This is a genomic window from Paraburkholderia mimosarum LMG 23256 = NBRC 106338, assembly GCF_000739815.1.
Lineage (GTDB): Bacteria > Pseudomonadota > Gammaproteobacteria > Burkholderiales > Burkholderiaceae > Paraburkholderia > Paraburkholderia mimosarum.
Map to the genome: position 1 here is coordinate 1 of NZ_BBJJ01000083.1, position 23,687 is coordinate 23,687.

Here is a 23,687-nt window from a genome sequence, read left to right on the forward strand (position 1 = left end):
TAGCTTTGACCATGGCTGTTAAACGTCCGTAGACGGTGTCTGTCAAACGAAGAAAAGTTGGTGCGAAATTGCACAAATGTTGAGACTTCCCCGGTTCGACGACCGACTCCGACGAAGTGAGCCTTGCGTGGCGCCGGTTTCCCGTCGATTGATGCAAAGATGAAACTCTTCGCAAAGGAGGATGGATTGCGCGGAAGCGTTAGGAAGCAGATCATCTGCACGGAAAGCCCTTGCATGCAGCCTGCTTTTCACACAATAATGCGATGTTGCAGCGAATATGTGAGGCAAAAGGCCGAGCGCACATCAGCGCTAAAAGGGGAGGGCAAACATGCGTGAATCCATGCTGGCAAGATAGCGATACTAATTATTGGTCGGTCACGCTTTAGAATGGCGTCCTTTCTGTTTCCTTTGCCTCTGGATGGCTCTGTCATGGTGACGCAGGAGCGGGGGTAGAATGAAGCGATGATGAAAGTCGCTTTATCACGGTCACCGCTTCCCTGCCATCGTCATCAGCTGCGCGGTTCGCTGGTATTTTCGGTTCAGCCTGAGCCTGCGCGATATCGAGGAGTTGTTGCTCGAGCGTGGTGTCGTCGTCAGGTACGAAACAATCCGTTGCTGGTGCGACAAGTTTGGCGCTGAATTCGCCCAGCGTGCAAAGACGGCGCGGCGCAAGCGGGGCGACACATGGCATCTGGATGGGATGTTCGTGACGCTGCGCGGGGAGCCGTATCTGCTGTGGCGCGCGGTCGATGAGTGTTGCACTGAACTCGACGTTCTGGTGCAAAAACGACGCGACAAGGCCGCAGCCAAGCGCTTTTTCCGGCGGGTGCTGCGATCAAACCCGGTGCCGCGCAGGATCGTCACTGACCAGCTACGCAGCTATCCGGCAGCGAAGTCCGAGATTCCAGAGCTCGCTCACGTGAAGCACGTTTTCGTCAAGGCGGCTGCACGCGTGAATAACCGCGCCGAGAATAGCCACCAGCCGACCCGCAGACGCGAACGCCTGATGCTCGGCTTTCGCGATGCGCGTCGCGCTCAGGCGTTTCTCTCACGGTTCGGCCCGATCTGGCAGCACTTTGCTTTACCCAGACATCGAAGAAAGCGGCAAGTAACCGTGCCGCACTCCAGGAACGCTTCGCCACATGGTACGGTTGGATTGGAACTGCCTCAATCGGTAAGGCTATTTAATAAGGATAACTACCGTTGCTGGTACGCGTGCAGTCTACGTTCGCCAACTTGACAAAGCTGTCGAGCGTGATGGTCTGCGGCGGCTGGCCCTGACGCTTGATGGCCTTGCTGAAAAAAAGGCTTTGGCCGCAGCCACGTCGCGTCGGGTTCTGAGCATGAAGTCCACCGTCTGGCCAGCGCGATCCACTGCCCGGTACAGGTAGACCCACCTGCCGCGAATCTTCAGGTAGGTCTCGTCGACACGCCACGAGCGACCCGCAGGTGTAGCAAAGCGGTTCCAGCGTTTGACGAACTCGGGTGTATAACGCCTCACCCAGCGCAGAATCGTCGTGGGAGTCAGCGACAATCCCCGTTCGGCCATCATCTCGACCAGATCGCGAAAGCCGAGCTTGTAGCGCAGGTACCAGCGAACGCACAGAATGATGATCTCCCGATCAAAATGGCGTCCGCAGAACAACTTCTCCGGACTCTTTAGCTTGCTCATCCGCGGCTCGTCGGTTCGTTTTGTGCCGACAACTCTAACCCATTCGCCGGCCCTATTTGCACCAGAGCCGGCAGGAGTATATGAGCGAACAATAAGAAGGCTTGCCAGGCCGTCTGCGCGACAGGCGACCCCAAATACGACGAGAGTGCAAAGCGCAAGCTGATTCAGGCATACCTCAACCACGGGTGTGTCGTTAGCGCGCGCGGCGATGGATCACGGTATCAATCCGAACCTGGTGCGGCCCCGGATTTCGCAGTATCAGCGCGAGCAAGGTCGGGGCGGAGTGGCTGGGCTTGCAAGTGAGTTCGGCAGTCAGCCCTAGGCCGAAGTCTCGGAGGGTGCCGCCGTAACTCCGGGGTTCCGGGGCGTTCCACAGACGCACGATGTTTCGTGCCTCTGCGGCCACACGGCCTGACCGCTGGCTCTGCGTCATGTCCGGCCATGGGGAACGCGAAGCGCGACTCGCGGCATTTAGAAAATGTCTCGAGAATGAGAAAATATTCCAAAATCCGCCGTACTTTCGCGTGAAAATATAGCACGCGTTGAAATATTATTTTGTCTCAATGAGGTCCGCCAACCCCTGCCGGATACGCCTGCTCACGGAGACAACTGATGAACATCGCTGCGCCGTCCTTCCCATCGCTGCAACTGGATGGGGCGCTTCTTGTCGCGCAATTGCGCAAGCTCGGTGAACTCGGTGCTGATCCGGACGTGGGCGGCCGGACACGCATCGCGCTGACCGACGACGAGCGCGCCGGGCGCGACCTTCTCGTCAAATGGATGCGCGAACTGGACCTCGATGTCCGCATCGATCGCATCGGCAACATTTTTGGTACGCTGCGCGCCGAGTCGGACGACGGTAGTCAACGTCCGCTGATGATGGGTTCGCACATCGATACGGTAAAGAATGCTGGAGCGCTCGATGGCTGCTATGGCGTGCTCGCGGGCCTCGCCGTAGTACGCGCTTTCCGGCAGGCGGGCGTCAAGCCGCAGCGATCGATCACGATCGGTGCGTTTACAAATGAAGAGGGTATCCGTTACCAGCCGGACATGATGGGTTCGCTCGTTTATGCGGGCGGCCTGTCTCTGGACACGGCCCTGAATACGATCGGTATCGACGGCACACGTCTTGGCGACGAGCTCGCGCGCATCGGCTACGCAGGTGATCTGGAACCCGGCGCGATCATGCCGCACGAATATCTGGAGTTGCACATCGAGCAGGGACCAATTCTCGAGGCGGAAAACATTCGTATCGGCGTGGTCGAGAGTCTCCAGGGGATATCCTGGCAGCAGATTACCGTGCAAGGCAACGCGAATCACGCGGGGACGACACCGACGCATCTGCGTCACGATGCCGGCTGGGTCGCAGCTGCGGTGGCGACGTTTCTGCGCGAACTCGCGGTCACGACTGGCACAACGCTGGCGACAATCGGCATGTTGAGCATAGAGCCGAATGTGATCAACGTGATTCCTCGCAAGGCGGTGTTCACGGTGGATCTGCGCGATCCGGACGAGCAACGCCTGCAGGACGCAGAACGACGTCTTGCTGACTTCCTCATCGAGGTCGCGGAAAAGGAAGGCGTCAGGATCACATCAGAGCGTCTTGTGCGTTTTGAGCCGGTCGTGTTCGACGCCGAGCTCGCAGACACCATCGAGGCGTCGGCCGAGCGCATGGGATTCACGCATCGCCGGATGACGTCGGGCGCCGGGCACGACGCCCAGATGATTGCGCGCATCGCGCCGGCCGCAATGATATTCGTGCCGAGCCGCGGCGGGATCAGTCACAACCCTCGTGAACACACGGACGACGACCAGCTCGTCAATGGTGCAAACCTCCTGCTGGATGTCGTACTCAGGCGGCTTTCCGCGAACTGAGCACGGTCTTCCCCTGTACCAATAACCCTCAATTTCGCTGGAGTATCACAAACATGCTGGCAAACAATCCGCGTGCAGCGCGCATCCCTTACCCCGCTGAGCTGCAGGCAATCCTGAGTATTGACAAGGCAGAAGAAAGTCGAGCGTGGTTGTCATGCTGGGACAAGATCGCACCCAACGCCACACCGGTGTACGAGCTGCCGGGACTCGCGGCCAGGCTGGGCGTCGGAAGCATCAGCGTCAAAGACGAATCGGCGCGATCCGTGCTGGGCAGCTTCAAGGCACTTGGCGCGCCGATCGCACTGGTGCGACTGATTTTGCGGTTGTGGCCCGATCACCAGCTGGATCCCCGGGCGCTGTTCGAAGGACGTTACCGCGAGCTGTTGACGCACTTCACGGTGATCAGTGCAACTGACGGCAACCATGGCAAGGGACTGGCCGCGGCGGCCCAGACGCTCGGCTGCCATTGCGTGATCGTGTTGCATGCGAATGTCAGCGCCGAACGTGAACAGGCTATCGCAGCCTACGGTGCCGAGATCGTCCGGATCGCCGGCAATTATGACGAGTCGGTCGAGGAGGCTGCACGCCTCGCTGCTGCGAACGGATGGCACGTCGTGTCGGATACGTCGTATGACGGGTACGAAGCCATTCCGCGTGACGTCATGCAAGGCTACGGCACTATCGTATCGGAGCTTGTCGAGCAGACCCCTAGCCACCCCGATCAGCCGGCGTTTACACACGTTTTTCTCCAAGGCGGTGTGGGCGGCCTCGCGGCAGGGTTGGCGAGCTATCTGTGGGAACTTCATGGCACGCATCGTCCGCGCTTTGTCATCGTCGAGCCGACGCAGGCCGATTGCCTGTACCAGAGTTCATTGGCTGGCCATGCCGCCCGCGCAACGGGATCAGTCGATTCCGTGATGGCAGGCCTTGCGTGTGGTGAAACGTCGCCCCTTGCGTGGAAATTTCTGCGCCCGTGCATCGATGATTTTATGACGATCAGCGACGACGATGCGGTGCGCGCAATGCGTGTGCTGGCGTCTGGAATCGAAGGGGACCCGCCGATTGTCGCAGGCGAATCGGGGGTAGCCGGCCTGGCAGGTCTTACCGTATTAATGCAGAACCCGGACGTGGCCAGGAAAGTCGGCCTGGACAACACATCACGCGTTCTGCTGATTAGCACCGAAGGCGCAACTGCACCGGCGACTTACCGCGAGCTTGTCGGCGAAACAGCCGAATCCGTACTCGAACGTCAATTGGCCTGGCACTCCAGGGCGGTCGCGTAAGCGACGCTCTCGCGTCGTCATGGTGCCGCGAGCACGATGACGACGCTTAACTCCTCCCCCAAAAAAGAAGCGCCGCAGTGGCGAGATTGATCGCCCGGAGTCGCCTTCCAGGAGACAAGCATGAAGCAACCCATCAACCGAAGTATCGGTCCTGTTTCTTTGCTCTTCACGGCACTGGGCTCGATCATCGGCTCAGGCTGGCTGTTCGGAGCATGGCACGCGTCGAAAATTGCCGGTCCCGTAGCTATTGTCGCGTGGATCATCGGCGCCGTCGTCGTGATGGCAATCGCACTGGCATATGCGGAGCTCGGCACGACGTTCCCAGAATCCGGCGGCATGGTTCGCTATGCGCGCTACTCACACGGCGCACTGGTAGGTTTCATCGCCGCGTGGGCGAACTGGATTTCGATCGTTTCGGTCATCCCCATCGAGGCGATCGCGTCAGTCCAATGCATGGCGTCATGGCCGTACCCATGGGCACGTGCGTTGATGGTCGGCGAAGATCTGACGACGCATGGACTGTTCGCCAGCGCGCTGCTCGTTATTGTGTATTTCATGCTGAACTACTGGGGCGTGAAGCTGTTCGTGAAGACTAACGCGGCGATTACGGTATTCAAGTTTCTGGTACCCGGCGCCACAATTGGCGGACTAATCTGGAGCGGATTCCATCACGAGAATTTCGCGCTCGGCGCAGGGGCGCAATTCGCGCCGTATGGCTGGTCTTCGGTGCTGACGGCCGTGGCGACCAGCGGGATTGTATTCAGTTTCAATGGCTTTCAGAGCCCGGTCAGCCTCGCGGGCGAGGCGAGGAATCCGTCGCGAAGCATTCCTTTTGCACTCATCGGCTCGATTCTTCTCGCGCTCGTGATCTATGTGCTGCTACAACTGGCATTCATCGGCGTAGTGAGTCCATCGAGCATTGCAGCCGGATGGCACGGCCTGAATTTTTCATCCCCATTTGCGGAACTGGCCATCGCCGTCAATTTGAACTGGCTCGCGATGCTGCTTTACGTTGACGCGTTCGTTAGCCCATCGGGGACCGGTTCGATCTACACGGCAACGACCGCGCGCATGATCTACGCAATGGAGCGCAACGGAACGATGCCGGGCGTATTCGGCACGATTCATCCTGTATATGGTGTGCCGCGCGCGGCGATGTGGTTCAACCTCGGCGTGTCGTTCGTCTTCATGTTCTTTTTCCGTGGTTGGGGCACGCTTGCTGCGGTGATCTCAGTAGCGACGGTTATTTCTTTTCTGACAGGACCGGTCAGCGTCATGGCGCTACGCGAGCACGCTGCCGATCTTCCCAGGCCGCTTCGCATCCCGGGCATGTCGATCATTGCACCATTTGCGTTTGTCTGCGCGTCGCTGGTGCTCTACTGGGCGCGCTGGCCGCTGACAGGGCAAATCATCCTGCTGGTCGTTGCAGCGTTGCCTGTCTATCTCTATTACCAGTCGAAGGCGGGATGGGAAGGATTTCTGTCCGAGTTGCGGTCGGCATGGTGGATGGTTGGTTATCTGCCTGCGATGGCGCTGCTGTCCCTGTTTGGCGGGCGTGAGTTCGGTGGCAATGGGGCGATTCCAGATGGTTGGGACCTGGTCGCCGTCATCGTGGTCGCGCTGGTGTTCTATCGATGGGGCGTCAGGAGCGGGCTGCGTACCGTGTACCTTCAGGAACGAGCGGCTTTGGTAGACGGATATCCGGTGGATGCTCGCACCGCGCCAAACGTGGAGGTGGTTGGCTGAACGGATGATTTCGGTACATCAGCCATGGTTGTGCCTTCGGCCGCGTGAGAGATTTTTTCGTTGTGGAGGCGGAGAACGCTTGCGAATTTTGATTTCCTGCCCGCAGCCAATATTGACAATCGCGACCTCCTCTTAGCATTGACACATCCCGGCGAACATTCGGCGGGCCGGAGCGGAGAACCAATGTCCGCTCGTTACCAGTCGTGGCATCTACCAGGCGAGTGCCGACATGACCATCCTGAAATCAGTCCCCGCAATGCTGTGCGTTGCGTTTGCCTTCCAGACGACGCTGGCGCGAGCCGATGTCACCGTAAAGATCGGGCAGGCGTCTCCATTGACCGGCGAGCTCGCTCACATCGGCAAGGACGACGAGAACGGCGTACGCCTCGCGATCGAAGACCTCAATGCGAAACACGTGCATATCGGCGGCCGACTCGTCAAGTTTGTACTCGATTCGCAGGACGACGCCGCAGACCCGAAGACGGCGATGGTCGTGGCGCAAAAGCTGGTGGATGATCACGTTGCTGGCGTGGTTGGCCATGCGAATTCGGGCACCTCGATTCCTGCTTCGAAGACATATTCCGACGCGGGCATTCCAATGATCTCGGAGTCCGCGACCAATCCGAAGCTCACGCAACAGGGCTACCAGAACGTGTTTCGAATGGTCGCGAACGATGTCCGTCAGGGCACCGTAATCGGCACTTACCTGGTGAAGGATCTGAAGGCGTCAAGAGTCGCGATCGTCGACGACCGGACAGCTTACGGGCAGGGGCTCGCCGACGAAGTCGAGAAGGCGGTCAAGGCTGCCGGTGGTTCGGTCGTCGACCGTGAATACGGTACAGACAAGACGACCGACTGGAAGGCGATCCTCACGACGCTCAAGAGCCACGCTCCGTCGGGTATCATGTTTTCGGGAGGGGATACGCAGGCTGCCGCGTTTGCACAACAGGCTCGCAGGCTCGGATTGAAAGCGACACTCATCATGGGCGACGAGGCTTGCACGCCGCAATTCATCGCGCTCTCGGGGGCATCGACAGGCGCGGACACGTATTGCACGTTGGCGGGTGTTCCGCGCGCACGCATGCCCCAGGGCGAAGCGTTCTTCAAGCGCTATCAACAGCGTTTTGGGACGCCGGTGCAACTGTATGCGCCTTATTCGTACGATGCCACGATGGCACTGGCCAATGCAATGCAATTGGCCAATTCGGTCGACCCGAAGGTGTTCCTGCCAAAGCTCCGGGAGATTCAGATGGACGGGGTCACCGGGTCCATCCAGTTCGACGGAAGTGGAGATATTCGCAATGGTGCGATCACCGTTCGGCGTTACGGAGATGGGCAATGGCTCGACCTGAGCGTCGTACGATAGTCGCCGCACATTGGTAAGGTTCGCCCGGGCGCAGTCGTTCAGCTGCGAGATTCGGTGAGGCCGCATCTCGCAGCCTTTTGTCTCTCCTGCACTCTTATACGGTCAGAACGATGGGTATCTCAAGCCCGACTTTGACCCGGCTCATGCTGACGAGAGTCTTGAACCTTTTGACGTTGTTGTTCGCGAAGAAGAGACTTCTCGTCAACTCGTTATACTCCTCCATGTGGCGGACAGAGAAGATCACAACAAAATCCCATTCCCCGGCAACGTAATAGCACTGCTGTATCTGCGCGCACTCAGCGAAGGTACGTTTCATGCCATCGAGCAGGTCGATCTGCTCACTCTCAACCTCGATCATGCTGACGATCGTAAGCGGGTAGCCGATCTTCTCAGGCGTGAGGACTGCCACGTATCGATCGATCACACTTTCGTCAGCCAGGCGGCGCAATCGACGATTGACAGCCGCAGGGGACAGACTGACCCGTGACGCCAGTTCGGTTTGCGGCGTGTGGGCATTGCGCTGGATCTCCTTCAGGAGCTTGAGGTCGTAATTGTCGAGTGTCGTGACCATGGCCGGGCGTAGGAAGTTCGAGGCTGAAATTTTCTTGCAGATATGACGTCAATTATGGCGCAAAATTCGCGGCTCTTTGAAATATTATTTTTCTTGATAACCCACCGTCAACAGGTGCGCTCCCAGTATGTCTGTCTGACGAATTCATCAGCAGACGCCGCTATCAAACACCTTGACCTGGTAGTGATGGCCGGGAAAAGGCGTGCTTACGGCATCCCGGTTCCGTCGTTAAATCTAATGTGACGCATGAAGTCGTTTCTGGTCGTGACGCCCTCTGGGGTCAATTCTTACGCTTGAAGGAAATCGTTAGCATGGAAAGCACGCTGCAATCGAAACTGAAACACTGGCGGCATCACCTTCACAGGAATCCCGAGACTGGATTTGAAGAGGTGGCGACCTCGGATTACGTCGCGAACGTTCTTGAGAGCTTCGGGCTGGAGGTCCATCGTGGGATAGGCGGTCCAGGTGTTGTGGCTAATCTCAAGGTCGGCGATGGCCCGCGAGCGGTCGGTTTGCGTGCCGACATGGACGCGTTGAACATTGTCGAAAGTGCCCCGGATCGTGAATACGCGTCGTGTTCGCCAGGGAAAATGCATGCATGTGGGCACGATGGTCACATGGCGATGGTGCTCGGCGCCGCACGCCTGTTGTCGGAGCGACGCGATTTCAACGGTACCGTGCGATTCGTCTTTCAGCCGGCAGAAGAGCACGGCCGCGGCGCAAAGGCAATGATGAAGGATGGTCTGTTCGAGCGCTTCCCGGTCGATGCGATCTTCGGCGCGCATAACATGCCCGGTATGCCCGCGGGTTCCTTTTCGACCCGACCGGGTGGCATTATGGCCAGCGAAGATAATTTCGTCATTCATATCAAGGCACGAGGCACGCATGCCGCGCGCCCGCATATGGGCGTCGATCCGATTGTGATCGCGTCACAGATCGTACTGGGCCTGCAGACGATCATTTCACGTAACCTTGATCCGAGCCTGCCCGCGGTAATCTCCTGCACAGAAGTCATCACCGATGGCCTGCGCAACGTAATCCCGTCCAACGTGACCATCAAAGGGGATACACGGAGCTATTCGCCCGACGTGCAGCAGTTGCTCGAGACGCGTATGCGCGAGGTGAGCGAGGGAATTTGCAGAATGCACGGCGTAGAATGCAAGTTCGAGTACACCCACGAATTTGCTCCGACTGTAAACACGCCCGGGTATGTCGGCGTAGCGGTTGCAGCAGCAACGAATATTGTGGGGGCGAAGAGTGTAGATGCGAATGTTCAGCCCATGATGATTTCGGAAGACTTCGGCGCGTTCCTGCAGGCTGTTCCGGGCAATTTCATATTTATAGGCAATGGGGTTTCGCTCGCCAGGGGAGGTGTGCCTCTTCACAATGCCACGTACGATTTCAACGACGATATCCTGTCGGTCGGTGCACAGTATTTTGCCGAGGTTGCACGCCTGGCACTTGCTGGCAGCTAAGTGTCCGCAGGTCCCACGAAACTGGTACTCGATAGGAGGAACCTGTTTGATGCGCGCGTGAAGAAATCGACGGCTTTCTCGGGTCCCTCATCTTCGACAAAGACGTCAGCCACAGGTAATAGCATGTCGCCGGCTGGTGTCGGCGGCGCCACGACTCATACTCATCTATCTGAGACCCGTGGCCCGGCCACGGCAGCGCTGCAGGGAGCGGACGAGCGCGTCGACGCTGGTCAAGAATAAGATGAGTGATGCGGCCGGCGTATCCATCGTCGTCTGCTTGCCGCTCTATCTCTGTCGCCTCTACGATGAGGGCTTTCAGCAGCGGCGAAACCCCGAAGACGCGGGGACCGCTTCCTGACAGGGGTTCCCCCGGTGTCATCCGCAATCCACAGGCTGCGAAATTCGGCGCCGAGCAGCGAACCGACTCGATGGCGCAGGCCGGTCGGCAACCACAGCTTGTTCCGGCGAAATGACGAGCGAACCCGCTTCGGATATCACTGTTAGTGCCCCGGATATCGCATAGACGATTTGATGCCATTGGTGCGAATGCTCGGGGAAAAAATGGCGTGCAGGGATCGACTGGGCGCGCACTTTCAGCGGCGCCGGGGGCATGACACCAGCAGGGGCTTCGATTGTTTGCCAAGGTATATCGGAATCCGGCTGACAGATATTCTATACCTTTTGGCGATTCATCGAGACACGGACACAGGAAAAATTGGTCTAATTGTGTTTCCCTGTACCGGAGCACCGAACCGGTGGCCACATCATGCGGCCTACGTTCGCAAGCTCGCAATTGCCAATGGAGTCACCTTTTCTATGTCTCGCCTCGACCGCTACAGCCTGCCGCTCTCGACGACGTCCGATCTTGCGGCCGAGCGCTATCAGGCTGGCATCGACCTTCTTCTATCGTTGTGGCCCGGCGCCTCGCAGACGTTCGATGATGCGATTGCCGCCGATCCGGATTTCGCACTCGCCCATGCGGCACGGGCGCGGTTGCACGCCATTCGTGCCGAAGTGACCGAGGCACGCGCAAAGATTGCGATGGCGATGGATCTTGTTGCTCGCAACGGGACAGAACGTGAGCGCAGCCACGTCCATGTCCTCTCCTTAGCAATCAACGGACAGGCACCGAAGGCACTAGCGGGTGCGTTGGCGCATACGGACCGGTGGCCGCGCGACATTCTCATCCTTTCGTTGCCGCTGGGTGCATTCGGCCTCTTGGCGTTTGCTGGGATGGCCAATCACAACCAGGCGCGCGTTGATCTCTGCGAGCGTCACGCGCGACACTTTGATGCTGATGATTGGTGGTTTCTCAACTATCGGGGTTGGGCGCACGGCGAGAACGGCAACGTTCAGTTGGGGCGCTCCCTGACGCAGCGCTCGCTCGAGTTGCGCCGGAACAATGTGAACGCCGCGCATGCAGTCGCGCACGTGTTGTATGAGGCGGGCGCGAACGACGAAGCGGAAGTCGTGATTACTCAATGGCTGCCTGAATACGACAAGAGCGGCATTTTGCACAGCCATATTGCGTGGCATGCCGCGCTCATCGCGCTGGAACGCGGAGATACCGGCCGTGCGCTCGCGGTCTATAACGAACACGTTGCACCGTCGGTATCGTTAGGTGTTCCTGTTAATGTCGTCAGCGACACATCGTCGTTCCTTTGGCGCATGCAGGCATACGGCCACACGGTTCCGGCGGGCATGTGGGATGCCGCGGCGAGATACGCCTCGCGGTATTTCAAGCAGGCGGGATTCCCGTTTGCGGATTTCCACATGGCCCTAGTTGCCGCCGCGACAGGAGACAAGGTGGCGCTTGATCAGCGCGTCAATGCGCTGATTGAGCTCGTCGAGGCTGGAAACCTTCCCGCTGGGTCTGTCGTTCCGGAGATTTGCCGCGCAGCGCTTGCATTCGCAGAGGAAGACTACGGGCGTTGCGCGGCAATCCTCGAATCCGTTGCGGGAGACGTTGTACGTATCGGCGGAAGCGGTGCCCAGCGCGAGATCGTGGAAGACACGCTGCTTGTCTCGCTGATGCGTAGCGGCGAGGCCGCCAAAGCACGAGCGCTCCTCGACAAGCGATTGCATCGCCGGCCGTCCCCGCGAGATACGCTTTGGCTCAATCAACTCCGCGCCCCGTAGGTGGCGAGTCAACCGGTGCCGCTTGTGAGCAATCGGCATCTGAAGCAACAACCGGGCTGCGAAGACTCCTCGTCGACGGCATAGGTCCCGTTGCGGCAATCTCCATCGCACAACTCTTCGGAACCGCGCTGTGGTTCAGCGCCAACAGCGCCGCGGCTGACCTGATGCGAATCTGGCACGCCAGTGCGGCGGATATCGGTTGGCTGACGAATGCTGTGCAAGGCGGATTTATTCTCGGCTCGCTCTTCATCTCGTTGAGCGGCGCAGCAGACTGCCGGTTGAGATGAAGGAGCCGACAGGACGGCGGTCAGCTCAGCCAAGGCCCGATCGCGCATCAAGGTTAGGTGGAGAGTGCTGCGTAGGCTGTTGCCTAACGCAATTCGCCGGAGCGCATTCAGCGACCCGTAGACGCTCTTGTATTCCTCGCAGCCAATCCGGCCGTCAAGCACAACGACCATGCCCGACTAGCTCGCCATTCGATCCAGGACCATTGCCTTACCCTTCATTGTCATAAATTGGCCACAGTAATTCAATCCGTCGCCGCGACGACTCGCATTGTCGGCCGCTGCAGCGTGGGAGGAAACACGGACCACGAACCGTCGTACTGCCGGAAAAAGCAGATTGATACCGTATGCGGCGAGCCGAGACGCTCTGCACGGACACAACGCAGTGATCTGGTATCAGCGCAACGCAGGCGCGTGAGGGCTACCCGCGAGCATGCGCTGGGCCCTAGCCATTTCGTGATGACGGCGCGTAAAGAGGTTTCGTTCCTGCCCATTTCACACTCCTCTCCAAACCACATCTAAAGGATACGTGGTATTCCAGTCCGCGCATTGCGGCGAAGATCTGTTTTCGTGCGGCCTATGCGCCGGGGGAGTCTGCGCCAGTTCGCCGCATGCGAACTGCACCCCATCGGAGAACCGAAAGTCGTCGACTGACGACTGAACGCCGACGGCATGACCCTCGCGAGAATTCAGGGCTTCCTGGCCGAACAGTACCGCACCGAGGCCTCGCCCGAGTTCGGCGCTGTTTGCATCGCTGTTAATGCCTGCGTACCGCACGTCTGTTGCGCACGTGACGCAGAAAAATCAGCAGCGGAGTTATCTCGCAATCTTGAACACTGAGACAGCGTCCTGCAGCCTGGTCGCCTGCTCATCGAGTGAAAATGCCGCCGCAGCGGACTGCTCCACGAGCGCTGCATTTTGTTGGGTAACTGCGTCCATCTGCAGGACTGCCTGATTGACCTGTTCGATGCCTCGGCTTTGCTGCTCCGATGCGATAGCGATTTCACCGACGATGCCAGACGCCAACTTGATCGCCTGCCTGACATCATCCATCGTCACACCTACCGCACTTGCCTGATTCGCCGCGTGATCAATCGTTTTGACCGATGAATCGATTAGCTGCTTTATTTCCTTCGCGGCAGCAGCCGAACGTTGCGCGAGGGCGCGAACCTCACTGGCAACGACGGCGAAGCCCCGACCTTGTTCGCCTGCGCGCGCCGCTTCCACTGCAGCATTCAGTGCGAGAATGTTGGTCTGGAAGGCAATCCCTTCTATAACAGCCGTGATCTCCGAAATCTGCATCGAGCTGCTGTTCATTTTCCAAATAGCACGGACCATATCCTGCACAGCATCGTTGCTCTCTTCCGCCATGACCGCTGCCTTCATTGCGAGATGACTGGCTTGCGATGCGTTGTCAGCATTCTGCTTGACCGTCTCCGTCAGCTGCGCCATGCTTGCAGCCGTTTCTTCAAGTGACGCCGCTTGAGCCTCGGTACGTGCGGACAGGTCAGCATTGCTGCTGGCGATCTCTCGCGATGTTACAGTTACTGAATCGGTGGTCGCATGGATGCCAGTGATGAATTCCGCTAACTGGCTGTTCATCTTCCACAATGATTGCAGCAAACGTCCGACCTCATCTCGGCCGTACTTTTCAATACGCGATGTGAGGTCTCCGCAGGCGACGGTCTCAGCAACGGAGACGGATTTACGCAGGGGAAGGACAATGGTCCGCGTGATCAAGAATGCGTTGAGAGACCCCGCGACAAGCGCTAATCCAATCAACGCAATTGTGATTTCTACGGCCAGCCGGTAGTCCTCGGCTGCGGTCGCTCGAGCACTCTGGCTTTCGTTGCTTGTGAGTTGCACTTCCGCTTCAATCAATCTCGCAACCGCTGTGAACGCATCGGCAGAAGGCCCCGCCGCGAGCGAGCGTGCCGAGGCAAAGCTACTCTCACCCTGTTCGGAAAGCGTAAGCAGCTTGTTATCCAACTCCAGATAGGATTTCCACGCCTTGCGGATTTGCTCGTTAAGCTGATCTTCTTTCGCAGACGAGATGAGTTGCCCATATGCTTCGATTTTTGCGTCAAGTGTATGAAGCGCAAAGTCCCTCATTGTGTGCTGGGTTACTTTTTTCACGGGATCCGTTTCGAGCACGCTTCGTAGCGTTGACTTGCGAACGTTGTTTGCCCATGTACGGATGTCCCCAAGCACAGCGACTTTCGGGAGCCAGCTATCGGCGAACTGGACTGCCCCGTTGTACACCCGGGCTGTCTGGAACAGGGCGACGGAGCCTATCACACAAAGAAGGATTAGCACGAGCGCGAAGCCAGCGCCAAGTCGAACGCCAATTCGGACGTTTGCCAGAAGGTTTCGCATAACGGGATCTGTCTGAGCGATGAAGCGAAGACGCTGGAGTCCACGACCGATGCTGCGATCCTTGGTCGATTCCTCCCGCTTCTGCGGAAGACATCCTAGAACTTGTGCCGGATTCCCGTTACCGCCACGAACTGATTGCCCGTTGAGGAGGCTGAGAAACCCGTGATGTTTGCGACTGCCGATTTGCCAGTGGAATCCGTTCCCGTCGCATGCTGGTAAATCGCGGAAATGTAGACGTCAGTACGCTTCGACAGGAAATAGTCGACACCTGCATCGACCTGGTGATAGGTCGCGTGATTGACGCCGTAGCCCTTAGTATAGTCGTAGGAGATACCCACATTCAGCGCGGGGGTCACGAGATACTTGAAGTTGACCTCAGCATTGTGGAACGCGGCGTTGCCATGATAGTGCAGCGAATTCAGGGCGCTCAGTGCGCCAAGACCCCGGAACTGGGTATTGGTGTACATGGCGCCAAGCGTGGCCTGTCCTATCTGATACGCTGCACCTGCTGCAATGATTTGCTGTGTGCGCGCTGACGCATAGCCCGAATAGACGGTACTGGCAGTCATGTTCGACGCTGTCGTGCTGGACAACGAATTGTTGCCGAAGGACGAGAAGTTAGGGTCTCGCACATTCAGGTACGCTGCGCCGAGGGAAAGCGGACCGTTGTCGTAACCAGCGCCGAGGGACCAGATCTGGTTGGTGCCAAGGTGGCCGGCAACGCCGCCCAAACTGTAAAGTCCGCCGAATTTCAGGCCCGCGTAGTCGACGCTTCTGAACTTGATTGTGTTGTTTACACGATTGGTGTTCTGGAGGTTGTCAAGGTCCCCGGGGTGCGCACCATAGCCCGTTGCCCACTGTGCAGCCGATTCAAAGCGCGCAGTGTAATCCACTACAGCATCGTACTGGCGGCCCAGTGTGATCGAGCCGAAGCGATCCGATGCCAGTCCGACGTAGGCCTGCCGGCCGAACAGGTCCCCGCCTTGCAGCAGTTTTCCGTTGGTGACGCTAAATCCGTTCTCAATGGTGAACAAAGTCCTGAGTTCATTGCCGAGGTCTTCGACGCCACGCAGTCCCCATCGGCTTCCCTGCATATTGCCGCTCGCCAGCGTGTAGAGCTTTTGACCGCCAGAATTACTATTGAAGGCGAAGCCCGCATCGACGATGCCATACAGCGAAACGCTGTTTTGTGCATAGGCGTGACCAAACACAGCCATCATTGCCGCGCCGGCAAGCAGACTCTTTCTCACAGTGATCTCCAGGTGAATTCGAACAGACTGAATAGACGCTTCGCGTGTGTGACCCGCGATGTCAGCGTTGGCGCACTCTACCGCCTCTGTTCTCCTGGCGTATTCGAAATCAAACAAACTCGCTTTGCGCCTACCGCAAAGCTTTGCTATGCCGAGGGGGGATGCCGATCGTTCGTCCGCTGCAGGTCTGCGATCAGATGATCGAGACACAGTGCGGCGAGCCCGGTCAATGGGCGCGTCGATGACGTTTTGACCTGCAGACGACGCTGTTGGAGCAATGCATTGGCGAACGGGATTGCGACCAGCCCGTCGGAATCCATGCGGTTCGCGACCGAGACAAAGCCAGTCAGCATGATGGCGTTCGGAATAACCTGGGTGAACCGGTACAGTGATGCGACGTAGCGGCTCGTGATGGGCGTCACGACCTCGAATCCTTCAACATTGCAGGCAATGTCAAACAACTGGCGAACCGTAGTCCCAGTGTCCTGCAACAAGACGGGGTAGAAGTTAAGGTCCGGCAAGGCAAGCGACTTCTGTTGCGCCAGCGGATGGTCTTTTGACATCAGCGCCAGGACCGGCGCGTGAAGCGTAAGGCGAGCAATCACGTCTGGTTCAGGCTTCAGGCTGAACGAAAGCGCGATCGACACATCCCCATCGACCAGCATGCGGCTTGCGTTATCCGACGAAGTGACCTCGATCACGACCACGGCCTCTGGATGCAGCTTGTAGAACGCTGCGAGCGAATTCGGCAGGAAATCGAGGGCAAAGCCTTCGGTACATGCAATCCTGATCTTGCGCTGCCGCCGCTTGTGGTCGCCCTGAATTGCACTCATGACGGCCTCGGCGTCCGTTAGGCTGTTTTGCGCATAGCGCAACAGCATTCGGCCCGCATCAGACAGCACCATGCCACGCGCGTGTCGTTCGAAAAGCGGCGCGCCGACGTCGCCTTCCAGCTTCGCGATATGGCGGCTCAACGCGGATACCGTTGCCCCAAGCTTTTCGGTGGCGGCCGTCAGCGATCCACTCTGCGCTACGACGGAGAAGTAATACAGCGACGAATCCAGCAGATGGCGCATTTTCGGACCTCGCACAGAGGGTTGCAATTTCCGCAAATATACGTTGATTGATTGCGAATACAAAAGATTGTTTACCCGGGTACTCTGGACCCTTCGATTCCCTGATCTCCCGACATGACCCGTTCAGAAGCCATCTCGCACGTCTCGCGTCACTTCGAAAGTGGTGCGTTTCAAGCCGTATTGCGCCGTCGCGTCGGCCTTCGCACGGAGAGCCAGAATCCGGATGGTCAGGCGGCGTTGCGGGGGTATTTGTCCGATGAGATCGCACCCGAACTGCGCGCGATGGGATTCACGTCCGATATCATCGAAAACCCTGAAGCAGGCATGCCCCCGATGCTGGTCGGAGAGCGCCAGGAAGCGAGCGAGTTGCCGACCGTGCTGATCTACGGTCACGGCGACGTTGTCAACGGCGATGCGGCCAACTGGACCGATGCGCGTTCTCCGTGGGAACTGCGCGCGGACGGCGACCGGTGGTACGGCCGCGGCACGGCGGACAACAAGGGGCAGCATTCGATCAATCTGGCTGCGCTCGCCTCGGTGCTCGCCACACGCGGCTCGCTAGGCTTCAACGTAAAAGTGATCATGGAAATGGGCGAAGAGCTCGGATCGCCCGGACTTGACGCGGTCTGCGCCCGGTATGCCGACCGACTGTCTGCCGATGTGCTCATTGCCTCAGACGGACCTCGACAACGCGCCACTGCACCCACGATGTTCCTTGGGTCGCGCGGCGCATTGCATTTCCGGCTGCGCGTAGCGAATGCTTTTGGCGCGCGGCATTCGGGCAACTGGGGGGGCGTGCTTGGCAATCCCGCGACGGTGCTGGCGAATGCGCTTGCCAGCCTGGTCGACGGCAAGGGCCGGATACGCGTCAACGGCTTGCTGCCGCCGCCGATCCCGCCGCACGTGCGCGAGCTCATCGCTGACCTGGAAGTGGGTACGGACGAGGGCGATCCGCCGTTGTCGCAAGGGTGGGGCGAACCCGGGCTCAGCGATGCAGAACGCGTCTATGCATGGAACACCCTGGAAGTGCTCGCGATGCGGGCCGGCGACGTTGGCCGCCCGATCAGCGCGATACCAGGCAACGCGGAAGCGGTGTGCCAGTTGCGCTTCGTGGTCGGCACGGATTGGCTGAATGCGCGCGAGCTGCTGATTTCGCATCTGCGCCGCGAGGGTTTTGGCAACGTCGACGTGACGATCGAGGCGTCGGGAGGCGCGACGCGGCTCGATCCGGATCACCCGTGGTCGAAGTGGGCGGAAGGATCGATTGCGGCGACGTCAGGCAAACCGGTGACGATCCTGCCGAATCTCGGCGGCACGATTCCCAACGAGTGCTTCGCCACAACCCTCGGCCTCGCCACCATCTGGATACCGCACTCGTATCCGAACTGCCGCCAGCACGCGCCCGACGAACACTTGCTGGGCAGTGTCGCGCACGAGGCGCTGCAAATCATGACAGGCCTGTTTTGGGATATGGGCGAGTCGGGGCTCACGGTTCGCGAAATAGTCCGAGCTCCAATGAAGCGCTAATGGCTCAATCAGCATCTATCAGGAGACCCTCGATCATGCAATCTATCGCTAGTGAAGGACCGGCTGTGCGCCGGGACAACCGGCCACTGAAGCGCCTAATCGTCGCCAGCAGTATCGGCAACGCGCTGGAATGGTTCGACTTCGCCGCGTACGGCTTCTTTGCGGTCACGCTCTCGAAGCTCTTTTTTCCCGCGCATGACCAAACGGTGTCGTTGCTGCTGACTTTCGGTACGTTCGGACTTTCGTATATTTTTCGTCCGCTCGGCGCACTGATTCTCGGGCGTTACGCGGACCGCCGCGGGCGCAAGGCGGGATTGCTTGCATCGCTTGGGCTCACCACGGTCGGCACGCTGATCTGCGCGTTGATTCCAACCTACGCCAGCATCGGTCTGGCCGCCCCCATCGGACTGATGCTGGCGCGCGTGCTGATTTCGTTTTCTACAGGCGGCGAGTTTGGCAGCGGCACCGCATTGATGATCGAGCAGGAGTCAGAGCGAAAGTCCTTTCTCGGCAGCTGGCAGTTTTCAAGCCAGGGCATGGCCACGGTGCTCGCATCGTTCGCGGGCCTGGCACTCAGTAGCCAGCTTTCGACGGATCAGATCGAGGCGTGGGGATGGCGCGTGCCATTTGTTTTCGGCCTGCTGGTGGCGCCCGTCGGTCTCTACATTCGCCGTCACATTGATGACACGCTGCAGCCTTCAGCAACGAACAACGCGGCGCCCATTCGAGACCTGCTCGCGAGTCACAAGGGGCGCGTCCTGCTGGCGACGGGCATCATGGCCGTGTCCACGGCGGCGAGCTATTTGATGATTCTCTATATGCCGACGTATGCGGTGAAGCAGTTGCATCTGCCAGCGTCGACGGGCTTCGCGGCGACGGTGCTGACGGGCACGGTCCTGATGGTGCTCACGCCGTACATGGGGCATCTCGCGGACAAATACGGACGCAGCCGGATGATGACGCTCGCCGCGCTCCTTACGCTGGTAACGATTTATCCCTGCTTTCGATGGTTGCTGGCGGCACCGACGTTTTCCGTGTTGATGTCGATCATGCTGCTGGCAGGCGTATTGAAGGCGATCTACTTCGGACCGCTCGCAGCGGTGCTGTCGTCGCTATTTCCCGCCTCGTTACGGAGTACGGGCCTGGGCCTGAGCTACAACGTCGGCGTCATGGTATTTGGCGGCTTTACGCCATGGCTCGTGACGGCCATGATCGGCTGGACGCACGATCCCGTGTCGCCGAGCTTTTATCTGATGGGGTGCGCCGTGCTGAGCCTGGCATGCATCGGCATCTATCACCGACTCGCCGTCAAACACATCTAGTTCGAGGTGAAGCGCGGACATGACTTCATTTTCCAAAGGGCAGGACGGCGCTTTCAGTGGCTGGATGATGTATCACTCGGTCGGTGTATTCCCGGGCCAGCAGCAGGCGGTGACGGACGCGCTCGCGCGTTTTACGGCCGACTGGTATGCATCTGACGATCGACGCTGGAGCGTTGGGCTCCAGGCGCGCGAGGCGCTGCTGGCGAACTGGGCGAAGCTGATCGGTGCGGAGACTGCACACGTGTTTGGCGCGCAAAACGTCACCGACGTCTTCGCGCGCTTTATCGACGGTCTCGACGATGCGGCCTTGCGTGGACGCACGGTGCTGATCGCCGCGGACTGCTTTCCGAGTCTGCATTTCCTCTTGAACGGTGTTGCGGCACGGCGCGGCTTCACGTTGAGAACGGTGCCGGTTCGCGCCGGGGAGGCCTACGTTCGCGACGAGGATTTCGTCGCGGCGTGGGACGTGCATGTCGGGCTCGCGCTGATCACGTGGGTATCGTCGCTGACGTCAAAGCGCGTCGATCTGGCCGCGCTGGCCGCGCACGCACGAACCACGGGCAGCCTCGTCGCTGTCGACATCACGCAGGGCGCGGGCATCCTGCCGTTCGATCTGCGTGAGATACCGTTTGACTTCGTTTGCGGCTCGACGCTCAAATGGCTGTGCGGTGCGCCGGGAACGGGCCTTGGCTATGTCGCCCCGCATCTGCTGACATCCGCCGTCACACCCTGCGTGCGCGGCTGGTTCAGCCAGGCAGATCCGTTCAACTGGAACCTCGACACGTTTTCGTATGCGCCCGACGCGCGCCGCTTCGACACGGGCACGCCGTCGCTGCTGCCATTCGTCGCGTCCAAGCCGGGCTTCGACTGGCTGCTTGCGCAGCCGCACGGCGAGCTGCGCGCGCATAACCTGTTGTTGAGCCATCTACTTATCGAAATCACCGGCAGTCGCGGCTACGCGCTGCTTTCACCACGCGACGATGCATCTCGCGGTGCCAGCGTCATGGTGCAGACGCCCGCGCATCTGGATCCTCAGGCAGTGGTGGCGAAGCTCGCTTCGCAGCAGATCCTGATCGACGCGCGCGGCCGCACGTTGAGGCTTTCGCCTGGTGCATGCGCAACGGTGGGCGGAATCGAACGCCTTGCTGCCTGGTTGCCACGATGAAATCCAAAGCGCCGCATGTACTGAGGTCAAATGCACCGCGCACACAAGGCGTGTCGTGTGTCCTGACGGGGCCGCCAGCGATGGCGTCGCTGCATCGCTGAACGTGTGAATCCCTGTTCATTAACTCAGGACAATTGTCATGACCAATACACCGTTTCTTCCCGCGTCGCTGACCGGCATCCGGGGCTTTCTCGTTCCCATGTCATGCACCGATCTGGCCGCGACAACGCAATTCTTTATCGAACGACTCAGCTTCCGCATCGATGCCATATTCCCTGCAGACAATCCGCGCACGGCGATACTGTCTGGCCGCAATATCACATTGCGACTGGGTGTAGGCCTGGCGGACGGCGTGACGAAGCTCGATGTGCTATGCGATGACGAGTTTCAACTCGGCGACGATACACGAACACTGACCGCCCCGAACGGCGTAGAGATCAGGCTCGTTCCGGCCGAGCCTCGGATGAAGGAGCCCGTCAACAGACAGGAACTCGTGCTGTCTCGGAGGAATGGCACGCCGTGGACCGTCGGTCGCGCGGGCCTGCGTTACCGCGACCTGCTGCCAAACCGGCACGGCGGCGCGTTTATCGCTTCGCATATCCGCATCCTCGATGGCGGCCCCGTTCCCGATTACGTGCACTTCCACAAGATCCGCTTTCAGACCATCTTCTGCCGCAAGGGATGGGTGCGTGTCGTCTATGAGGGGCAAGGCGATCCGTTCATTCTGGAAGCGGGCGACTGCGTGCTTCAGCCGCCCGAAATCCGGCACCGCGTGCTCGAAAGTTCAATGGGGGCAGAGGTGATCGAGATCGGTAGCCCGGCCGATCATATCACGATGGCCGACCACGATATGGCGCTTCCTTCGCCTGTCTATGACCCCACCCATGCTTTCAACGGTCAGCGCTTCGTTCGGCACATCGCGAATAACGCCACGTGGAGTCCGTGGAAATCGCCGGGTTTCGTCGTGACGGACACAGGTATCGGTGCGGCAACGAACGGGCTCGCGGGCGTGCGCGTGGTGCGCCCGCAAGGCGAGGGGAGGGACGTTTCGCGCATGCACGATACCGAGTTCTGTTTTTTCTTCGTGCTCGCGGGAACTCTCTGTGTTGTGCAAGGCGATGCCCAATGGCATCTTCGAGCGGACGACAGTATCGCGATCCCGGGCATGCTTCCTTATGCGTTCAAGCATTGCAGCGCCGATCTGGAACTGCTTGAAGTGACCTTGCCAGCCGAATTCTCACTCTCGTGAACGGTCGCTCTGGTCTATCAAAAAACCGTTGGGATGAGGTTGCTTGAACCCACAATTCGCGCAAATCGCGTTGCATCACCGATGTTGGGCGTCCGCCCTCACAGGCGGATGCTTCTCCTCTTGCCCGTGCTGTCAGCTTGAAACGATCGAGATGTCCCGTTTTCGGCCAGTTTCAAAGGTCCCTGTGCTTCGCTCATTCTGAGAAGCAATTGACGTGACGTACTAAAAGACCCTCAGAATTTGTGGCGCAGTGCGACACGAGCCACCACCTGGTTCTGGGTCGACGACACGTCAGCGGCACCCGGCACGTACGCTAAATCCAACACAGTTCCAGTCCTGTCGCCACTGACATGTTGATGAACGCCCTGAATATAGAGATCGGTGCGTGTGGACAGGTTGTAGTCGGCCATCAAACCAACCATCTGGTAAATCGGATGAAGCTTGCCGGCCGTGCCATTGAAGTCCGTTCGTGTGTATGTGTACATTGCCCCAGCAAAGAACGACGGGGTGAACTGATATTTGCCGTTAATTTCGAAGTTCTGAAAGCGCAGGCTGGACAGGGTACCAGCGGCCGGGGTAATGTCGCCGACGTATCCCGACGCAGTCGGATTAGCTACGTACGTATTCGTATACGCGACGCCAACATTTGCCGAGCCGAAGGTGTAGCTCGCACCTGCGCCAAAAATGCGCAACTCGCTTCCAACGAAATTCTCGTCGCCTCCGTTATTGATCGCCCCACCTGCGGTAGCTGACGGATTGTTAGCCTGCAGATATGCCGCAGCAAGCAGCAGTCCTCCAGTGGAGTACTGCGCACCAAAACTGTACTGACGATTGTTGGAGAAATTTGTGTCGTTACTGAAGCTGTATGTTCCGCCAAACTGGAACCCAGCGATATTCGGGCTAGCGTACTTTACGGTGTTGTTTACGCGGAAACTGTTGTCCGTGTTGTCGTTATCATACGGATGAGAAAATAGGTAGCCTGCCCAGTTACCGTTGGCAGTGGCTTGCGCCAGATAGTCGACAACCGAATCATACTGTCTACCTAATGTCACGGCACCGAACTCATTCGAAGTGATTCCGACATATGCCTGGCGACCAAACATCAAACCGCCTTGCCCAAGACGACCATTGTTAACATTGAAGCCATTCTCCAGCCTGAAAATGGCGAACAAGCCACTGCCCAGGTCTTCCTTCCCTTTGAGGCCCCAACGGCTACGTTGGGCGTAGCCGCTTTGGAGTTCATACACCTTCGAGCCCGCGACATTGCTGGTGTAATTAAAACCCTCGTCAATCAGCCCGTAAAGCGTCGCA

Annotated in this window: 16 protein-coding genes and 3 pseudogenes; 12 read left to right on the forward strand and 7 right to left on the reverse strand. The window is 58.9% G+C overall.

Translation table 11 applies throughout. The features are described 5' to 3' along the window. Nucleotides 1-236, reverse strand: a 236-nt coding sequence (locus BMI01S_RS42640) for a hypothetical protein (RefSeq protein ID WP_218002761.1), incomplete at its 3' end; no start/stop codon positions are given. Nucleotides 237-502: 266 nt separating this feature from the next. Between BMI01S_RS42640 and BMI01S_RS39635 the strand changes: the two are divergent. Further along, nucleotides 503-1,188 (forward strand): annotated as a pseudogene (locus BMI01S_RS39635) (IS6 family transposase). A 53-nt stretch (nt 1,189-1,241) separates the two neighbouring features. On the opposite strand, the pseudogene BMI01S_RS31675 reads toward BMI01S_RS39635, so the two are convergent. Next, nucleotides 1,242-1,672, reverse strand: a pseudogene (locus tag BMI01S_RS31675) (IS6 family transposase); the annotation flags it as partial. A 612-nt stretch (nt 1,673-2,284) separates the two neighbouring features. Here BMI01S_RS31675 and BMI01S_RS31680 point away from each other — a divergent pair. The 4 genes from BMI01S_RS31680 to BMI01S_RS31695 all read left to right on the forward strand — a co-directional run bounded on the left by BMI01S_RS31680 (nt 2,285) and on the right by BMI01S_RS31695 (nt 7,942). Beyond that, nucleotides 2,285-3,547, forward strand: coding sequence for a Zn-dependent hydrolase (locus tag BMI01S_RS31680; RefSeq protein ID WP_028215620.1), 1,263 nt, complete (start codon nt 2,285-2,287; stop codon nt 3,545-3,547). Nucleotides 3,548-3,600: 53 nt separating this feature from the next. Then, the gene (locus tag BMI01S_RS31685) at nt 3,601-4,830 is read left to right on the forward strand and encodes a diaminopropionate ammonia-lyase (protein WP_028232410.1); all 1,230 of its coding nucleotides are present in this window, start codon (nt 3,601-3,603) and stop codon (nt 4,828-4,830) included. Nucleotides 4,831-4,950: 120 nt separating this feature from the next. Next, a complete protein-coding gene (locus tag BMI01S_RS31690; RefSeq protein ID WP_028232409.1) occupies nt 4,951-6,576 on the forward strand; it encodes an APC family permease in 1,626 nt (541 codons plus the stop codon). 229 nt (nt 6,577-6,805) lie between these two features. Continuing rightward, a complete protein-coding gene (locus BMI01S_RS31695) occupies nt 6,806-7,942 on the forward strand; it encodes a branched-chain amino acid ABC transporter substrate-binding protein (protein ID WP_036022109.1) in 1,137 nt (378 codons plus the stop codon). A gap of 94 nt (nt 7,943-8,036) precedes the next feature. On the opposite strand, the gene BMI01S_RS31700 is transcribed toward BMI01S_RS31695, so the two are convergent. Then, nucleotides 8,037-8,513, reverse strand: coding sequence for an Lrp/AsnC family transcriptional regulator (locus tag BMI01S_RS31700; protein ID WP_028215437.1), 477 nt, complete (start codon nt 8,511-8,513; stop codon nt 8,037-8,039). A gap of 311 nt (nt 8,514-8,824) precedes the next feature. Here BMI01S_RS31700 and BMI01S_RS31705 point away from each other — a divergent pair, with 311 nt between their 5' ends. From BMI01S_RS31705 to BMI01S_RS43350, 3 genes and pseudogenes are all read left to right on the forward strand, one after another. After that, nucleotides 8,825-9,988 (forward strand): M20 aminoacylase family protein, encoded by a 1,164-nt coding sequence (locus tag BMI01S_RS31705; protein WP_028232408.1) that lies wholly within the window; start codon nt 8,825-8,827, stop codon nt 9,986-9,988. A gap of 816 nt (nt 9,989-10,804) precedes the next feature. After that, a complete protein-coding gene (locus tag BMI01S_RS31710; protein WP_028232407.1) occupies nt 10,805-12,127 on the forward strand; it encodes a tetratricopeptide repeat protein in 1,323 nt (440 codons plus the stop codon). A 56-nt stretch (nt 12,128-12,183) separates the two neighbouring features. Further along, nucleotides 12,184-12,399: pseudogene (locus BMI01S_RS43350) on the forward strand (MFS transporter); the annotation flags it as partial. 828 nt (nt 12,400-13,227) lie between these two features. Here the strand turns inward: BMI01S_RS43350 and BMI01S_RS31715 are convergent. From BMI01S_RS31715 to BMI01S_RS31725, 3 genes are all read right to left on the reverse strand, one after another. Next, entirely contained in the window at nt 13,228-14,787 is a 1,560-nt protein-coding gene (locus tag BMI01S_RS31715) for a methyl-accepting chemotaxis protein (protein WP_028232406.1), read from the reverse strand. A 95-nt stretch (nt 14,788-14,882) separates the two neighbouring features. After that, nucleotides 14,883-16,037, reverse strand: a complete 1,155-nt coding sequence (locus BMI01S_RS31720) for a porin (protein ID WP_028232405.1) — start codon at nt 16,035-16,037, stop codon at nt 14,883-14,885. Nucleotides 16,038-16,183: 146 nt separating this feature from the next. After that, a complete protein-coding gene (locus tag BMI01S_RS31725) occupies nt 16,184-17,113 on the reverse strand; it encodes a LysR family transcriptional regulator (RefSeq protein ID WP_028215256.1) in 930 nt (309 codons plus the stop codon). Nucleotides 17,114-17,227: 114 nt separating this feature from the next. Here BMI01S_RS31725 and BMI01S_RS31730 point away from each other — a divergent pair, with 114 nt between their 5' ends. The 4 genes from BMI01S_RS31730 to BMI01S_RS31745 all read left to right on the forward strand — a co-directional run bounded on the left by BMI01S_RS31730 (nt 17,228) and on the right by BMI01S_RS31745 (nt 22,376). Beyond that, the gene (locus tag BMI01S_RS31730; protein WP_028215255.1) at nt 17,228-18,640 is read left to right on the forward strand and encodes a M20 family metallopeptidase; all 1,413 of its coding nucleotides are present in this window, start codon (nt 17,228-17,230) and stop codon (nt 18,638-18,640) included. A 35-nt stretch (nt 18,641-18,675) separates the two neighbouring features. Then, nucleotides 18,676-19,962 (forward strand): MFS transporter, encoded by a 1,287-nt coding sequence (locus BMI01S_RS31735; protein WP_042291876.1) that lies wholly within the window; start codon nt 18,676-18,678, stop codon nt 19,960-19,962. Between the two features lie 19 nt (nt 19,963-19,981). Further along, on the forward strand, nt 19,982-21,127 hold the full coding sequence (locus BMI01S_RS31740; protein WP_028232404.1) for an aminotransferase class V-fold PLP-dependent enzyme: 1,146 nt from the start codon (nt 19,982-19,984) through the stop codon (nt 21,125-21,127). 139 nt (nt 21,128-21,266) lie between these two features. Next, the gene (locus BMI01S_RS31745; RefSeq protein ID WP_028232403.1) at nt 21,267-22,376 is read left to right on the forward strand and encodes a cupin domain-containing protein; all 1,110 of its coding nucleotides are present in this window, start codon (nt 21,267-21,269) and stop codon (nt 22,374-22,376) included. 233 nt (nt 22,377-22,609) lie between these two features. On the opposite strand, the gene BMI01S_RS31750 is transcribed toward BMI01S_RS31745, so the two are convergent. Continuing rightward, nucleotides 22,610-23,687, reverse strand: a 1,078-nt coding sequence (locus BMI01S_RS31750) for a porin (RefSeq protein ID WP_042291879.1), incomplete at its 5' end; no start/stop codon positions are given.

Coding starts and splice junctions, on each gene's coding strand:
- BMI01S_RS31680 (WP_028215620.1), top strand. CDS start 2,285: ATGAACATCGCTGCGCCGTCCTTCCCATCGCTGCAACTGGATGGGGCG.
- BMI01S_RS31685 (WP_028232410.1), top strand. CDS start 3,601: ATGCTGGCAAACAATCCGCGTGCAGCGCGCATCCCTTACCCCGCTGAG.
- BMI01S_RS31690 (WP_028232409.1), top strand. CDS start 4,951: ATGAAGCAACCCATCAACCGAAGTATCGGTCCTGTTTCTTTGCTCTTC.
- BMI01S_RS31695 (WP_036022109.1), top strand. CDS start 6,806: ATGACCATCCTGAAATCAGTCCCCGCAATGCTGTGCGTTGCGTTTGCC.
- BMI01S_RS31700 (WP_028215437.1), bottom strand. CDS start 8,513: ATGGTCACGACACTCGACAATTACGACCTCAAGCTCCTGAAGGAGATC.
- BMI01S_RS31705 (WP_028232408.1), top strand. CDS start 8,825: ATGGAAAGCACGCTGCAATCGAAACTGAAACACTGGCGGCATCACCTT.
- BMI01S_RS31710 (WP_028232407.1), top strand. CDS start 10,805: ATGTCTCGCCTCGACCGCTACAGCCTGCCGCTCTCGACGACGTCCGAT.
- BMI01S_RS31715 (WP_028232406.1), bottom strand. CDS start 14,787: ATGCGAAACCTTCTGGCAAACGTCCGAATTGGCGTTCGACTTGGCGCT.
- BMI01S_RS31725 (WP_028215256.1), bottom strand. CDS start 17,113: ATGCGCCATCTGCTGGATTCGTCGCTGTATTACTTCTCCGTCGTAGCG.
- BMI01S_RS31730 (WP_028215255.1), top strand. CDS start 17,228: ATGACCCGTTCAGAAGCCATCTCGCACGTCTCGCGTCACTTCGAAAGT.
- BMI01S_RS31735 (WP_042291876.1), top strand. CDS start 18,676: ATGCAATCTATCGCTAGTGAAGGACCGGCTGTGCGCCGGGACAACCGG.
- BMI01S_RS31740 (WP_028232404.1), top strand. CDS start 19,982: ATGACTTCATTTTCCAAAGGGCAGGACGGCGCTTTCAGTGGCTGGATG.
- BMI01S_RS31745 (WP_028232403.1), top strand. CDS start 21,267: ATGACCAATACACCGTTTCTTCCCGCGTCGCTGACCGGCATCCGGGGC.